Annotated in this window: 18 protein-coding genes; 10 read left to right on the top strand and 8 right to left on the bottom strand. The window is 60.2% G+C overall.

What is annotated here, in order from left to right:
* Window positions 1-22: 22 nt before the first annotated feature.
* Both GZH79_RS17215 and GZH79_RS17210 read left to right on the top strand, forming a co-directional pair.
* Window positions 23-841: a thymidylate synthase gene (locus tag GZH79_RS17215; protein WP_211644976.1), complete on the top strand. Its 819-nt coding sequence runs from the start codon at window positions 23-25 to the stop codon at window positions 839-841.
* On the top strand, window positions 841-1323 hold the full coding sequence (locus tag GZH79_RS17210) for a dihydrofolate reductase (RefSeq protein ID WP_211644975.1): 483 nt from the start codon (window positions 841-843) through the stop codon (window positions 1321-1323). The genes GZH79_RS17215 and GZH79_RS17210 overlap by 1 nt, the downstream gene beginning before the upstream one ends.
* Here GZH79_RS17210 and GZH79_RS17205 read toward each other — a convergent pair.
* Complete coding sequence (locus GZH79_RS17205) at window positions 1320-1526, bottom strand: cold-shock protein (protein ID WP_211644974.1); 207 nt, start codon at window positions 1524-1526, stop codon at window positions 1320-1322. The genes GZH79_RS17210 and GZH79_RS17205 overlap by 4 nt on opposite strands.
* 133 nt (window positions 1527-1659) lie before the next feature.
* Here GZH79_RS17205 and GZH79_RS17200 point away from each other — a divergent pair, with 133 nt between their 5' ends.
* Window positions 1660-1986 carry an ArsC/Spx/MgsR family protein gene (locus GZH79_RS17200; protein ID WP_211644973.1) on the top strand — a complete coding sequence of 109 codons (327 nt, stop codon included), beginning with the start codon at window positions 1660-1662 and terminating at the stop codon, window positions 1984-1986.
* Here GZH79_RS17200 and GZH79_RS17195 read toward each other — a convergent pair.
* From GZH79_RS17195 to GZH79_RS17185, 3 genes are all read right to left on the bottom strand, one after another.
* Window positions 1983-2681: an NUDIX hydrolase gene (locus GZH79_RS17195; protein WP_249219245.1), complete on the bottom strand. Its 699-nt coding sequence runs from the start codon at window positions 2679-2681 to the stop codon at window positions 1983-1985. The genes GZH79_RS17200 and GZH79_RS17195 overlap by 4 nt on opposite strands.
* Window positions 2665-3066, bottom strand: coding sequence for a DUF983 domain-containing protein (locus GZH79_RS17190; RefSeq protein WP_211644972.1), 402 nt, complete (start codon window positions 3064-3066; stop codon window positions 2665-2667). The genes GZH79_RS17195 and GZH79_RS17190 overlap by 17 nt, the downstream gene beginning before the upstream one ends.
* A gap of 278 nt (window positions 3067-3344) precedes the next feature.
* A complete protein-coding gene (locus GZH79_RS17185) occupies window positions 3345-4736 on the bottom strand; it encodes a diguanylate cyclase (RefSeq protein WP_211644971.1) in 1392 nt (463 codons plus the stop codon).
* 93 nt (window positions 4737-4829) lie between these two features.
* On the opposite strand from GZH79_RS17185, the gene GZH79_RS17180 reads away from it, so the two are divergent.
* Entirely contained in the window at window positions 4830-5108 is a 279-nt protein-coding gene (locus tag GZH79_RS17180) for a DUF3572 domain-containing protein (protein ID WP_211644970.1), read from the top strand.
* Between the two features lie 184 nt (window positions 5109-5292).
* Window positions 5293-5871 (top strand): fasciclin domain-containing protein, encoded by a 579-nt coding sequence (locus tag GZH79_RS17175; RefSeq protein WP_211644969.1) that lies wholly within the window; start codon window positions 5293-5295, stop codon window positions 5869-5871.
* Window positions 5872-5969: 98 nt separating this feature from the next.
* On the opposite strand, the gene GZH79_RS17170 is transcribed toward GZH79_RS17175, so the two are convergent.
* On the bottom strand, window positions 5970-7001 hold the full coding sequence (locus GZH79_RS17170; protein WP_211644968.1) for a M20/M25/M40 family metallo-hydrolase: 1032 nt from the start codon (window positions 6999-7001) through the stop codon (window positions 5970-5972).
* Window positions 7002-7294: 293 nt separating this feature from the next.
* Here GZH79_RS17170 and GZH79_RS17165 point away from each other — a divergent pair, with 293 nt between their 5' ends.
* The 4 genes from GZH79_RS17165 (at window position 7295) to GZH79_RS17150 (ending at window position 9971) form a co-directional block, all read left to right on the top strand.
* Window positions 7295-7798: a YbjN domain-containing protein gene (locus tag GZH79_RS17165; RefSeq protein ID WP_211644967.1), complete on the top strand. Its 504-nt coding sequence runs from the start codon at window positions 7295-7297 to the stop codon at window positions 7796-7798.
* Window positions 7799-7880: 82 nt separating this feature from the next.
* Window positions 7881-8696: a pyrroline-5-carboxylate reductase gene (proC, locus tag GZH79_RS17160; protein WP_211644966.1), complete on the top strand. Its 816-nt coding sequence runs from the start codon at window positions 7881-7883 to the stop codon at window positions 8694-8696.
* Window positions 8689-9030, top strand: coding sequence for a tRNA-binding protein (locus GZH79_RS17155; RefSeq protein WP_211644965.1), 342 nt, complete (start codon window positions 8689-8691; stop codon window positions 9028-9030). The genes proC and GZH79_RS17155 overlap by 8 nt, the downstream gene beginning before the upstream one ends.
* Window positions 9027-9971: a D-glycerate dehydrogenase gene (locus GZH79_RS17150; protein ID WP_211644964.1), complete on the top strand. Its 945-nt coding sequence runs from the start codon at window positions 9027-9029 to the stop codon at window positions 9969-9971. Before GZH79_RS17155 ends, GZH79_RS17150 begins: the two co-directional genes overlap by 4 nt.
* Here GZH79_RS17150 and GZH79_RS17145 read toward each other — a convergent pair.
* Both GZH79_RS17145 and GZH79_RS17140 read right to left on the bottom strand, forming a co-directional pair.
* Window positions 9968-10456: a cytochrome b/b6 domain-containing protein gene (locus tag GZH79_RS17145; protein ID WP_211644963.1), complete on the bottom strand. Its 489-nt coding sequence runs from the start codon at window positions 10454-10456 to the stop codon at window positions 9968-9970. The two genes, GZH79_RS17150 and GZH79_RS17145, sit on opposite strands and share 4 nt — an antisense overlap.
* Before the next feature lie 30 nt (window positions 10457-10486).
* Window positions 10487-11086, bottom strand: a complete 600-nt coding sequence (locus GZH79_RS17140) for a thymidine kinase (protein ID WP_211644962.1) — start codon at window positions 11084-11086, stop codon at window positions 10487-10489.
* Window positions 11087-11195: 109 nt separating this feature from the next.
* Between GZH79_RS17140 and GZH79_RS17135 the strand changes: the two genes are divergently transcribed.
* Window positions 11196-12029 carry an aldo/keto reductase gene (locus GZH79_RS17135; protein ID WP_211644961.1) on the top strand — a complete coding sequence of 278 codons (834 nt, stop codon included), beginning with the start codon at window positions 11196-11198 and terminating at the stop codon, window positions 12027-12029.
* Here GZH79_RS17135 and GZH79_RS17130 read toward each other — a convergent pair whose 3' ends face one another.
* Window positions 12030-13148, bottom strand: a complete 1119-nt coding sequence (locus tag GZH79_RS17130) for a beta-ketoacyl-ACP synthase III (protein ID WP_211644960.1) — start codon at window positions 13146-13148, stop codon at window positions 12030-12032. It lies immediately after the preceding gene.
* Between the last annotated feature and the right edge of the window lie 11 nt (window positions 13149-13159).

Genomic DNA, 13159 nt, shown 5'->3' with positions numbered 1-13159 from the left:
CCCACCCGAAAGGCGGCTATCCTTGCACCAATACCATGACGCGCTGCGCACCGTTCTGGATCACGGCGTGCGGTCAACCGACCGCACCGGCACGGGCACCATCAGCCATTTCGGCATGCAGTGCCGCTATCCGCTGGTGGACGGTTTTCCGCTGGTGACGACGAAAAAACTGCATCTGAAATCCATTGTGCATGAATTGCTGTGGTTCTTGTCCGGGGACACGAATGTGCGCTATTTGCAGCAAAACGGTGTATCGATCTGGGATGAATGGGCGGACGAAAATGGCGACCTTGGCCCGGTTTACGGCCACCAATGGCGGCATTTTCCCAGCGTGGCTGCAGCCGACGACGGCACCCTGCTGCTGGGAGAGGTCGATCAGATCGCCCGCCTCGTCGATGCAATCCGCAAAACGCCTGACAGCCGCCGCCTGATCGTATCCGCCTGGAACCCGGCAGAGATGGATGCCATGGCGTTGCCCCCCTGTCATACGCTGTGGCAGGTCCGGATCAGCGACGGCAAGCTGCATTTGCAGCTTTATCAACGGTCCGCCGACATGTTTCTGGGGGTGCCTTTCAACATCGCGTCCTATGCTTTGCTGGCGCATATGTTGGCGCATGTCACAGGCTATGCGCCGGGCGATTTCATTCACACCATCGGGGATGCCCATATTTATCTGAACCACATGAATCAGGTGAATTTGCAGCTGTCGCGCAGGCCAAAGCCGTTGCCGACACTGCGGTTGACCCGCGCCGTCGACAGCATTTTCGATTTTAGGTTCGACGATTTCGCCTTTGACGGATACGACCCTGACCCTGGGATCCGCGCGCCGGTGGCTGTCTGATGCTGACGTTGATTGTTGCACGCGCCAATGACGGTGCCATCGGGCGCAACGGCGAAATTCCGTGGCACGCGCCCGAAGATCTTGCCATGTTTCAACGCGAAACGACAGGCGGGGCGGTGATCATGGGCCGTAACACCTGGGTCAGCCTGCCGGTCAAGCCGCTGAAAAACCGGATGAATTGTGTGGTGTCCCGTGACACAACACTGACCGATCATGTCTTTGGCGACACCGAACAGGCGGTTGCCGCGTGCTATGCCGCAGGATATCATCGCATCTATGGAATCGGTGGGGCAGGGATTTATGCGGCCTTGTTGCCGGTGGCGGACAGGTTGCTGATCACGCAGGTCGATGTGACGGTGCCGGATGCCGACACGCATTTCCCCGACATTGATCCCAATCAGTGGAACCGCATTGCAACGCGTAGGATCCGGCAGGCGGACCCCGCCTGCCGGCTTGATGAATATCTGCGGGTCAGATTTTAGGGCTTGTAAAGCTCGCCCGCCATCGTGCGACCATCGCGGCCTTCGATCAGTTCAAAACCGATCGGCTGATCGTCCGCAAGGCCGGTCATGCCGGCGCGTTCAACCGCTGAAATATGAACAAAGATATCGTTTCCACCATCATCGGGGGCGATGAAACCGAAACCTTTGGCGGTGTTGAACCATTTTACTTTGCCGGTGGGCATGTCTTGTCTCCTGCAACGTCTGGCCGACCTTCTTGGCCTTGTTGTAAAAGGTTAGCGCGGCCGGTCCGATTGCAAATGAACCCGGTGGTCGAAACGTTGAAAACCTGATGCACATTAGCCAAAGGAATGCTGTATGCGACTGTTTAGCCTGAAATCATGCGATACCTGCCGCAAGGCACTGGCAGCCCTGCGCGCCGCTGGGCACACGCCAGATGTGATCGATGTTCGGGCCGATGGCCTGTCTGAACAGGATCGTGCGGACCTGATTGCGCGCTTCGGGGATGCACTGATCAATCGGTCGTCTACCACATGGCGGCAGTTGACGGACGCGGAAAAGGCGCAGGACACTTCAGATTTGCTGACCACGTTTCCCACGTTGATGAAACGCCCTGTCATCCAGAATGGCGACCTGTGGACGCTGGGCTGGAAATCCGACGTGCAGGACCAGCACCTGACTTAGCGGGGCACGGTGTCCAACGGGCGTATTCCACCCAGTCTTGTGACCAGATGCTGTTCGTCGTCATTATTGAAAAACGGTACCGTCAGCGGTGCGTCCGGATCGGACAGATGCTGGACCAGTTCGGCCAATGCGACTTCTGTGATGAACGGCAGGTCCAGATCGCGCGCGCGGTGCAGATCAACCCAGTGCAGGTGTGACAGTTCATCTTCTGCCCGGGTGAAATCATCGGGATCGGTGACAAGCGCATCCGCATCCACGATAAAGAACCGTGCGTCAAACCGGCGTGGTCGGCCTGCCGGGGTCACGGCCCGAAAGAAAAATCGCATGCCATGGGCCGTTGGGCGGTGTCCGGTCGCCGCAAACCCGCGCCAGCCCTGTGGCGGATCGGTCCATGGGGCGGTGGTCCCCAGGATCTGTCCGGTTTCTTCCCAAAGTTCGCGGATCGCTGCGGCGGCGATTGCGGCAGGGCTAAGTCGGCTGAACGACTGCAGCGCGGTTGCCTGCATGGGATCGAGGCCAAGAATGGGCACAATGCCGTCGTTTGCATCTACAGCACCGCCGGGGAACACGAATTTGCTGGGCATGAATGCGGCTGTGGCACCGCGCTGGCCCATCAGGATCGCGGGACAGTCGCCCCGACGCAGCACGATGACGGTGGCTGCATCCTGGATCGGTGGGTCAATCGGCTTTGCCAAATCCGTGCATTCCTTTTGACCATTGGATCGCCACAACAACCCCCTTGAGCCGCGGCAAAAGATAAAGCGACAGCGCGACGGTGCTGATCGTAAAGACGATCGCCATGACCAGACCGCTGGGCCGGAATTCAGTAAAGACCCAGATCATCAGCGGCGCCAGCAGGTGTCCCACGATCAGGATCGTCAGATAGGCAGGGCCGTCATCGGCGCGGTGCTGGGACAGGTCCTCGTCACAGGCCGCACAATTGTCGCGCACGTGCAGATAACTGTCGAACATCGCACCATCCCCGCAATTCGGGCATTTACGACGATAGCCGCGCCACATCGCAGGTTTCATTTCGCGGTCATCGACGCGGATGCGCTCATAGGTCTCGCTTTGGGTCATAACGTAGGTCCTTTTTCCATCGAACTGAGGCATGTGCCTGCGAAGGAAAGCTATTGTTCCGTCATCGCAGGTGTCGCCCGGTCGTGGCAATACCTGATTGGCCCGGTGCCTCGCGGCGAAACGTCCAGCCTGATCCAAGTCAAGGAATGGTTGGGGGACCTGTAGAAAAGAGCCCGTGGTTTGCGGTCTGCGGTTAATGGCTTCCGCGCGGTCAGGTTGCGTGGACGCAAGGGCAGCGGCGCGCCATTGGCTGGACCATCGCATCCCACCGTGGGGCGTCAGGCAGCGGACAGGTCCACGGCGACCGCGTTGCGGCCTTCGGCCTTTGCCCGGTAAAGCGCGACATCGGCCCTGTCGAACAAAGCGTCAAGGGTGCCGCCAGTGGGCATTGCGGCTGATCCTGCGGCAATGCCGACCGAAATCGTCACATGCAGGGCTGGACGGTCACCGTTCGCGTCGAACGGTTTGGCCCCGATCATTTCGCGCAGGCGTTGTGCTGCGACGGTCGCATCCTCAACCGATGTGCGTGGCATCACGATCAAAAATTCTTCGCCGCCGATGCGGGCGACCAGATCGTCGGGTCGAAAGCTGTCGCGCAGGCAGGCACCCACGCCCATCAGCACACGATCACCGACGCTGTGGCCATAGGTGTCGTTGACCGATTTGAAATGATCGATGTCCGCCACCATCAGCGCATAGTTGCAGCCGGATTCGCAGGCCTGTTCGGCGATGCGATGCAGATGCGCAAGCGCATAGCGGCGGTTGAACAATCCGGTCAGCGGATCGGTCATCGCGGCGGCAAGCCCGGTGTTGACCTGATCCATCAGCCGGTCGCGGTGCAGTTTGTGCGCGACCAATGCGCGGGTCCTGTGACACAGTTCGTCGCCTTCGAATGCGCCAAGGATGACATCGTCCGCGCCAAGGTCCAGAACCAGTGCGGCTGTCCGTAAATCGTTCGCGGGCAACAGGATCAGTTGCGCGGCATGGCGCGTCGTATCGCGGGTCCGCAGATCGGCCAGCAGCCGGAACAGATCGTCACCGGCGTCGCAATGAGACCTTGCATCAATAACAAAGACGTCCGGCGATACCGGTTGGCCATGATCCGACAGGACCCCATCGATACCCATCGTGCGGATACGCTGCCGCAATCCTGATTGCAGCATGCCGCCGATGGACGCGATGGCGATGCCTGAATCCGATAGCAGGGTCACGCAGGCCGGGGCGATCCGGGGGCCAGCCGCGTCATCCAATCCCATCATGCGCAGGGTTTCGGACCGCATGTCCAATTCACGCGCGCGATTTCCACGACGTAGCAGATTGCGAACGCGCGCCATCAGCAACGTATCGCAAATCGGGCGCGGCAGCACATCGTCGGCGCCCGCGTCAAGCGCGCTGAACCTTGCGGCACTGGTATCCTGTCCGCCTACCGAAATGATCGGAATGTTGCGGGTCGCCGCAGCCCGTCGTACACGGGCGCAGAACGCAAGGCTGTCGTCCGTCCCGTCGAACAGGTTGATCAGGATCAGGTCCGGCATCCGTCGGGCAATGGCCGCGTCCGCAGCTTCGCAACTGGCCACTGCTTCGACATCGTATTTTGCAGCCAGCAGTTTGACCCGAAGGACGATGCGGTTTGTGGACATGGCATCCACGATCAATAATCTGCCGGACATGATTCAATCCTGTTTGATGGTTTCACCACCTTCTGACTGGACACTGCGCGCGATAGATTAAAAAAAGGTTCATTCTTTGCTGCCGGAAATCCCATGACCCCAGAACACGCTGAAATCGTCGCATTGCAGGCGCTTGCGCATGTCGTTGCCGACCAAGAGCTGAGTGCGGCCTTTATGGGGCCGAATGGTCTTGCCCCTCAGGACATGCGCGCAGGTGCGTCAGATACGGCGTTTCTGGCCGCCCTTCTGGATTTTCTGTGTCAACGCGACGATTGGGTCGTCGCATTCTGTGATGTTCACGGCCATGCCTACGACGTGCCGATGCTGGCACGCTATGCGTTGCCCGGCAACGAACAGGTTAACTGGACCTGATCATCGGCTTCGTGTCGCACTGGCGCCACGTGGCCGTTCCCGTTCCATCCACGGAGTTTTGACGTTGTTGTGAACTCAATTCAGCGAAATATTTCCCGGCGGACGAAACTATCGCACGCGGCCATCCGTTTCTTTCACATCGAAGGCGGAATGACCCGCCATGTGTAATAGAGAGAGTATTCTGATGACCATGAAGACCAATCTGATGACCGCCGCCGCTGTCGTGGCACTGTCCACCGGTTCCGCATTTGCCGCCGCTCATATGAGCGAGGACGGCAACCCGATGGTTGGCGGCGCAGAGATGATGCCCGACATGACCATCGTTGAAAACGCATCCAACGCCGAAAACCTGACCACACTGGTCGCTGCCGTTCAGGCCGCCGGTCTGGTTGACACGCTGTCAGGCGAAGGCCCGTTCACCGTGTTCGCACCCACGAACGAAGCCTTTGAAGCGCTGGATCAGGACCAACTGAACATGCTGCTGCAGCCGGAAAACCAGGCACAACTGGCCAACATCCTGACCTGCCACGTCGTTGCGGCCAATGCCGATTCCACCGCGATTGCAGGCATGATCGCTGACGACAACGGCGAACACGCCGTATCCACCGTCGGCGGCTGCACACTGACCGCAAAGCAGGACGGCGACACCATCACACTGACCGACGAACGCGGCCAGGTCGCAACCGTTGTGCAGGCTGATGTCACGCAGTCCAATGGTGTTGTCCACGTGATCGACACGGTTCTGCTGCCCGCAGCAGAATAAGACTGACTGACCCTGACCCCCGTTTTCGGGTCAGGCCAGCGCCCCCGCACATCGTTGTGCGGGGGCGATTTCGTTTGCGGCTGCCGTCGTGACGTGGGTCAGAATGTCCGCAGATAGGCGGTCAGGATATCCCGCGCAGCCGTCAGGTCGCCGCGATCCACCATTTCTGTCACGGTATGAATATAGCGCGTGCCGACCACGATCCCGATGGCGCGCGCGCCGGATGCCGCCTGCTGTGCAGCGGCCCCGTCCTGACCGCCCGCCGCCAGCATCGTCCGCTGATAGGGGATGCCCTTTTCATCCGCGAGCACCGCGAAATCGCGCACCAGTCCCGTGTCCGCGATGAACGAACTGTCCCGCACATGCAGGCCGAACCCCTTGCCGTGACGGGTCGTTGCCAGATGGTCCGCGATGCCGGGTGTGTCGCAGGCCAGTGTGGTGTCGATGCCGATGCCGATATCGGGCTGGATCCGGTGTGCGGCTGTCTTGGCGCCGCGCAAGCCGACCTCTTCCTGACTGGTAAAGGCCACGTGGATTTCCGCGCCGCGCCCGTCATCCCCCAGCGCGCGGATCGCTTCGATCCCCAGCCAGCAGGCGATGCGGTTGTCCAATGCCTTGGATACGATCTTGTCACCCATCTCCAACAATGGTTCGTCCATCACGACAAAATCACCGATCTGCACCCAATCCTTGGTCGCGGCGCCCAGCCCGGTGTCGATAAAGAACTCGCTGACCTCTGGCACCTTCTTGCGGTCCTCGGCGCTGGAAATATGGATCGGCTTTCCGCCGGGGTTCATCACACCTTTCAGGTCGCCGTCTTCGGTGCAGACCAGCACCCGGCGTGAAAACAGATTGCGCGGATCGAACCCGCCGACCGGCTGGACATAGATGAATCCCTTGTCGTCGATATGGCTGACCAGAAACCCGATTTCGTCCATGTGGCACAGCAGCATGATCTTTGGCGCATCCGCAGTTGCAGCGTCGCGGCGGCACAGCAAGCTGCCCATCGGGTCGGTTTCGACGTGGTCGAACAACCCGGCGATTTCCGACGTGATCAGGTCGCGGACACGGTCCTCTCGTCCGGGGACGCCGGGGGTTTCACACAGCCGCTTTAACAGGTCGATATTCATGGGTCAGGCTCTTGTTAAATATGGATTGGCGTCACCCTATGCGCCGTCTGTGGCACTGGCAATCTGACAGGTATGACCCCGTGCAGGATCACCAGCACAGAGTTATCCCCGTGAAACGGTGTGAAATCAGCCAAATACGGCCTTTGTCCACAGGTTATCCCCAAGAACAGGGTTTACAGAAAGTCAGCATGACGTCACGATATCTTGTAGGGGCGGAACAAGAACCATACCCGACCTAGAGCAGTGAACAAGCGGGCAGGACGACCATCCGAAGCCCGGAGAAAGGCAAAGCCATGGCCCTGACCGACACTTATCTGGACAGCGATGACATCCATCCGATCGACCTTGTCGAACAGTTGGCGGAACATCATGCTTGGGAATTCGACCGCGTCCACGACGACCGGATCGCGATGGCTGTCGAAGGGCAGTGGCGCACGTATTCAATCACGCTGGCATGGTCCGCGCATGACGAAACCCTGCGTTTGATCTGCACCTATGAAATGGAACCGCCCGCGTCGCGTTTGCCCGCACTGTACGAAGCGCTGAACGCGATCAACGACGACAGCTGGGCCGGCACGTTTACATGGTGGGGCGACCAAAAGATGATGGTTTACCGTTACGGTCTGGTGCTGGCAGGCGAACAGATCGCCAGCCCCGAACAGATCGACACGATGATCCATACGGCTGTCACCTGCTGCGAACGCTATTATCCCGCGCTGCAACTGGTCACCTGGGCGAACCGGTCGCCTGCGGATGCGCTGAAAATTGCGATTGCCGAAACCTACGGTCGCGCCTGATCATCTGACGCGGCGGCACTTGCTTGCACCCATCGGGGCCGGGGCGTAGCGTCTGGCAAAAGACGCAAACGGGGTATTTTACATGGATATGAACGATGTTGCCGAACGCGGCCTTGTGCTGCTGGGCTGTGGCAAGATGGGATCGGCGCTGCTGGACGGCTGGCTGAAATCCGGGCTGCCTGCGGGCTCTGTCTGGATACTTGACCCCAACCCCAGCGACTGGGTGCAGGCCACAGGTTGCCATATCAACGACGGCACACCCGATGCGCCCGCTGTGGCACTGGTCGCGGTCAAACCGCAGATGATGGGCGATGCGCTGCCCACGATGGCGGCGCTTGGCGGGGGCAGGACCCTGTTCATATCGGTGGCGGCAGGCACGCCGCTGGCGCGGTTCGAAACAGCCTTTGGTGCGGACAGTCCCATCGTGCGCACCATGCCCAACACGCCGTCGGCGATCGGACGCGGGATCAGTGCACTGGTGGGCAACCGGGCCGCGACCGACGACCATATGGCATTGGCCGAAACGCTGATGAACGCCGTGGGCCAGACCGTCCGGCTGGATGACGAGATGCAGATCGACGCCGTCACAGGCGTGTCAGGATCGGGTCCTGCGTATGTGTTTCATTTGATCGAAACGCTGGCTGCCGCTGGCGTCGCGCAGGGGTTGCCCGACGATATCGCCATAAAACTGGCCAAGGCGACCGTCGGCGGTGCTGGTCAGCTGGCAGAGGATTCCGACGAAGACCCTGCGCAATTGCGCCGCAACGTGACCTCTCCCAATGGCACGACACAAGCCGCGCTCGAGGTGTTGATGGACGCCGAACGTGGGTTTCCGGCGCTGCTGGCGCGTGCCGTTGCCGCCGCCACCGACCGCAGCAAGGAATTGTCGCGTGACTGATCAGATTGATTTCGACGACTTCATGAAGGTCGACGTGCGTGTCGGTCGGGTGGTCCGTGCCGAACCCTATCCCGAAGCCCGCAAGCCCGCGATCAAACTGTGGATCGACTTTGGTGGCGACATCGGGGAACGCAAGACCTCTGCCCAGTTGACGGTGCATTATACGCCCGACGGTCTGATCGGCAGGCAGGTCATGGCCGTCGTCAATTTTCCGCCCCGCCAGATCGGCAAGTTCATGTCAGAGGTTCTGGTGCTCGGCTTTCCCGACGCGGATGGTGCGGTCGTGCTGGCCACACCCGATATGGATGTCCCGGTCGGGGGGCGCTTGCATTGAAACGCCTGTTGCTGACCCAACCCTTTCCCGACGCAACCATCGACGCCGCACGCGCCCGTTTCGATGTCACCACCCGCGACGCAGGGCCGCTGTCGGTCCAAGACGCCGCCGCCGCGCTGCAGGACTTTGACGCGATCATGTGCACGCTGGGGGACGGGTTCAGCGACATGGCATTTGCCACGCCTGATCTGCGCTGCCGGATGCTGGCCAATTTCGGGGTGGGGTATAACCACATCGATGTGCGCGCGGCAAAGGTTGCGGGCGTCACCGTGTCGAATACGCCCGGTGCCGTGACCGATTCCACTGCGGATATCGCGCTGACATTGATGCTGATGGCCGCGCGTCGCGCGGGCGAAGGTGAACGCCTCGTGCGGTCCGGGGAATGGACCGGCTGGACACCCACGCAACTGCTGGGCATGCATCTGACCGGCAAACGTTTGGGGATCGTCGGCATGGGGCGTATCGGTCAGGCCATCGCACGCCGCGCCCATTTCGGTTTCGACATGAAGGTGATCTATTTCAACCGATCCGAAAAAGAGGTCGATTTTCCCGCCCGTCAGGTCCCCGATCTGGGCGCGTTGATGAACCAGTCCGACGTGGTGGTCGTGGCGGTGCCGGGCGGCGGTGACAACGTCCAACTGATTGACGCTGACGCATTGGCGCAACTGAACGACGGCGCTGTTTTCGTGAATATCGCGCGGGGCGACGTGGTGGACGAGGCTTCTTTGATTGCTGCGCTGAAATCAGGGCGCATCACGGCAGGTCTGGATGTCTACGAAAACGAACCGCAGGTGCCGCAGGAACTGCTGGATCTGGAAAACGCCGTCTTGTTGCCGCACCTTGGCACCGCCGCACTGGAGGTACGCGAAGCCATGGGGCAGATGGCGGTCGATAACCTGATGGCATGGGATGACGGGCACCGCCCGCCCAACGCGCTTTAGCGGGGGATCATCCGGCGGATGACCTGCCTGTCGCCCTTGATCAGGTGATGATACAGGCTTCCGCAGATGTGCAACACGACCAGCACGACCAGCGCCTTGGCACTGATTTCATGCAGATCCGCGATCATCCTTGCCTGATAAAACCACGCCAACGCGCCCGCCATCGGCATCCCGATCAGGATGGCATAAAAAGCCCAATGGGTCGCGCTGCTGATTTTTTGAATGACTGCGGGGGCGTCGGTTGGTGGCGGCGGGATCTGGGTGGTCAGGCGGATGCATAGCCGCCACAGCATCAACAGCCCGATTGAGGTGCCCAGAACCGCGTGCACGATCGCACCGGTGGTCCACCCGCCGGTTGCGGTTTCCATCCGCGCGCCAAATGCGGCTGACATCCCATCGGCCAGAACGAATTGTGCCAGCACCATGAGGGCGATCACCCAATGCAACACCATATGTTTTCGGGAATAGCGCTGCACGTCCGACATGGCATGTCATCCTTTGTCCATCGGCAAATCCTATAGCAGCCGATCGGGTTCCGCATCATCCATCGCCGCGCGCCAATGTTTACGGCAAAGCGAGATATAGCGTTCGTTGCCGCCGACCTGCACCTGATCACCGGATCGCAACACACGGCCCGACGCATCCTTGCGGACAACCATCGTGGCCTTGCGCCCGCAATGGCAGATCGTGCGGACCTCTCGCATATCGTCGGCCAGCGCTAGCAACGTGGCCGATCCCGGAAACAGCTGGCCCTGAAAATCGACACGTAACCCATAGCACATGATCGGCACGCCCAGATCGTCCACCGCGCGGGCCAGTTGCCAGACCTGTTCGTCTTCCAGAAACTGGGCCTCGTCGATGAAAACGCAAGCGCATGGACCGCTGGCGAGCCGACGTTCGATCTTTGAAAACAGATTTTCACCGGGGGCAAAGGTGTCTGCCGGCTCTCCGATCCCGATGCGGCTGGCGATGCGGCCCTGACCCGCGCGGGTATCCAGCCGCGCGGTCAGCAAATAGGTCTGCATCCCGCGTTCGATGTAGTTATGGCTGGCCTGAAGCAACACGGTCGACTTGCCCGCGTTCATTGTGGAATAATTGAAATACAGCTTTGCCATGGCGCTTGCCTACCGTCTGGGTCCGTAGATGTGCAAGACCTCGCAACATCGGGACGGAACAGATTTCGCCACGGTCCGTTTTGCCCTGTAAACGCAAAAGGACGATCCCATGACAACGATCCCCACCCAGACCTTTCACGACGGTCACGCCATTCCTGCATTCGGTCTAGGCATCTGGCAGGTATCCCGTGACGACTGCCCCCGCGTCGTCCGAGAGGCGATAGAGATGGGTTACCGCATGATCGACGGTGCCGCGATGTACGACAACGAAACCGAAATGGGGCAGGGCATCCGCGACAGCGGCATCCCTCGCACAGACCTGTTCCTGACGTCAAAGGTCTGGAACGACAGGATGGACCACGATGCCGTGCGCCGGTCGGTCGATGACAGCCTTGAACGGATCGGCGTCGATCAGTTGGACCTGATGCTTTTGCACTGGCCGTTTCCGGCTCAGGATACCTATGTCGCCGCATGGAAGGCGCTGATTGCCGCACAAGAGGATGGACAGGTCCGGTCCATCGGCGTGTCGAATTTTCAAAAGGACCACCTTGACCGCGTCATCGCAGAAACAGGTGTTCGTCCCGTCCTGAATCAGATCGAGGTGAACCCAAAGCTGCAACAGGCCCAGTTGGCACAGGTCAACGACAGCCGTGATATCGTTACGCAAAGCTGGTCGCCGCTGGGCAATGCCCGATCGTTTGACGCGGACCCGATCACCAAGATTGCAGAACGCACCGGCAAGACACCCGCGCAGGTGATCCTGCGCTGGCATCTGGATATCGGCAATGCCGTGATCAGCCGGTCGACAAAAACCGACCACCTGCGCGCCAACATGGATATATTTGATTTCAACCTGACCGACGATGATCTGACGGCAATCGCCACGCTCGATACCGGTGAACGCACCGGCCCCGATCCCGAACAGTTCAACGGTCTGGGCTGATCAGGCGCGTTCCACGACGACGGAACCGACGGAATACCCGGCGCCGAACGAACAGATGATGCCTTTGTCGCCGGCGACCAGATCGTCGGAATATTGGGAAAACGCGATGATCGACCCCGCGGACGAGGTATTGGCGTAATCTTGCAGGATATTGGGCTGTTCCCCCGGTTCGGGGTCGCGGCCCAGCACTTTTTTGCCGATATAGGCGTTCATCGTCTTGTTCGCCTGATGCAGCCATAGCCGTTTCAGATCCGTCGCCACCAGACCTTCGTCGGCCATGTGATCGGCCATGTGCTGGCTGACCAGCGGCAGCACTTCCTTGAACACCTTGCGGCCGTTCTGCATGAACTGCATGTCGCGGCGGTCTTCCATCTGGTCGCGTGTGCGGCGCAGGAATCCCGCGTTGTTGCGAATGTTGTTGGAAAATTCCGTTGCACAGCGGGTCGAAAGCACGCGGAAATGCGCACCCTTGGCATCTGTTGCGGGTTGCAGGACGGTTGCGGTGCAAACGTCGCCAAAGATGAAATGACAGTCGCGGTCGCGCCATTCGTGGTGGCCGCTGGTGATTTCGGGGTTCACCACAACCGCTGCCCTGACGGACCCCGATTTGATCATGTCAGCGGCCAGTTGGATGCCGAATGTTGCAGACGAACAGGCGACGTTCATGTCGAACGCAAAGCCGCCCGCGCCGATCAGATCCTGAATTTCGACCGCGACAGCGGGATAGGCGCGTTCAAGATTGGATGCGGCACAAATGACCAGATCGACGTCCGACCCGTCGAGCCCTGCCTGCGCCAGCGCCTTTGCAATGGCGTCCTGCGCGATTTCGGCCATCATGGACGGTTCGTCGTCGCTGCGGGCGCGGAACCGGGGATACATACGGTCAGGGTCCAGAATCCCTGCCTTTTCCATGACGTAGCGGCTTTCGATGCCCGATGCGGCTACGATAAAGTCTTCTGACGAATAGGGTTTGGCCACGATTGTTTCAGCAGCGATGGCATCGGCGTTTCCAGCGTTCCAGCGGTCCGCATAGGCGTTATAGGCGGCGACCAGTTCGGCGTTGGTGATCGTTTCTGGCGGGGTAAAGACACCGCTTCCTGTGATGGCGGCTGTGGGCATGTCGGAACCTT

The sequence above is a fragment of the Loktanella sp. SALINAS62 genome (genome assembly GCF_018263905.1).
Classification (GTDB): Bacteria; Pseudomonadota; Alphaproteobacteria; order Rhodobacterales; family Rhodobacteraceae; genus Loktanella.
This window is presented reverse-complemented; position numbering and strand designations above follow the sequence as displayed.

What these genes read in the sequence shown, in the direction of transcription:
- GZH79_RS17180 (WP_211644970.1), top strand. Translation starts at nt 4,830, where the DNA reads ATGACCCCAGAACACGCTGAAATCGTCGCATTGCAGGCGCTTGCGCAT.
- GZH79_RS17205 (WP_211644974.1), bottom strand. Translation starts at nt 1,526, where the DNA reads ATGCCCACCGGCAAAGTAAAATGGTTCAACACCGCCAAAGGTTTCGGT.
- GZH79_RS17200 (WP_211644973.1), top strand. Translation starts at nt 1,660, where the DNA reads ATGCGACTGTTTAGCCTGAAATCATGCGATACCTGCCGCAAGGCACTG.
- GZH79_RS17190 (WP_211644972.1), bottom strand. Translation starts at nt 3,066, where the DNA reads ATGACCCAAAGCGAGACCTATGAGCGCATCCGCGTCGATGACCGCGAA.
- GZH79_RS17145 (WP_211644963.1), bottom strand. Translation starts at nt 10,456, where the DNA reads ATGTCGGACGTGCAGCGCTATTCCCGAAAACATATGGTGTTGCATTGG.
- GZH79_RS17210 (WP_211644975.1), top strand. Translation starts at nt 841, where the DNA reads ATGCTGACGTTGATTGTTGCACGCGCCAATGACGGTGCCATCGGGCGC.
- GZH79_RS17135 (WP_211644961.1), top strand. Translation starts at nt 11,196, where the DNA reads ATGACAACGATCCCCACCCAGACCTTTCACGACGGTCACGCCATTCCT.
- GZH79_RS17130 (WP_211644960.1), bottom strand. Translation starts at nt 13,148, where the DNA reads ATGCCCACAGCCGCCATCACAGGAAGCGGTGTCTTTACCCCGCCAGAA.
- GZH79_RS17140 (WP_211644962.1), bottom strand. Translation starts at nt 11,086, where the DNA reads ATGGCAAAGCTGTATTTCAATTATTCCACAATGAACGCGGGCAAGTCG.
- GZH79_RS17185 (WP_211644971.1), bottom strand. Translation starts at nt 4,736, where the DNA reads ATGTCCGGCAGATTATTGATCGTGGATGCCATGTCCACAAACCGCATC.
- proC (WP_211644966.1), top strand. Translation starts at nt 7,881, where the DNA reads ATGGATATGAACGATGTTGCCGAACGCGGCCTTGTGCTGCTGGGCTGT.
- GZH79_RS17165 (WP_211644967.1), top strand. Translation starts at nt 7,295, where the DNA reads ATGGCCCTGACCGACACTTATCTGGACAGCGATGACATCCATCCGATC.
- GZH79_RS17175 (WP_211644969.1), top strand. Translation starts at nt 5,293, where the DNA reads ATGACCATGAAGACCAATCTGATGACCGCCGCCGCTGTCGTGGCACTG.
- GZH79_RS17170 (WP_211644968.1), bottom strand. Translation starts at nt 7,001, where the DNA reads ATGAATATCGACCTGTTAAAGCGGCTGTGTGAAACCCCCGGCGTCCCC.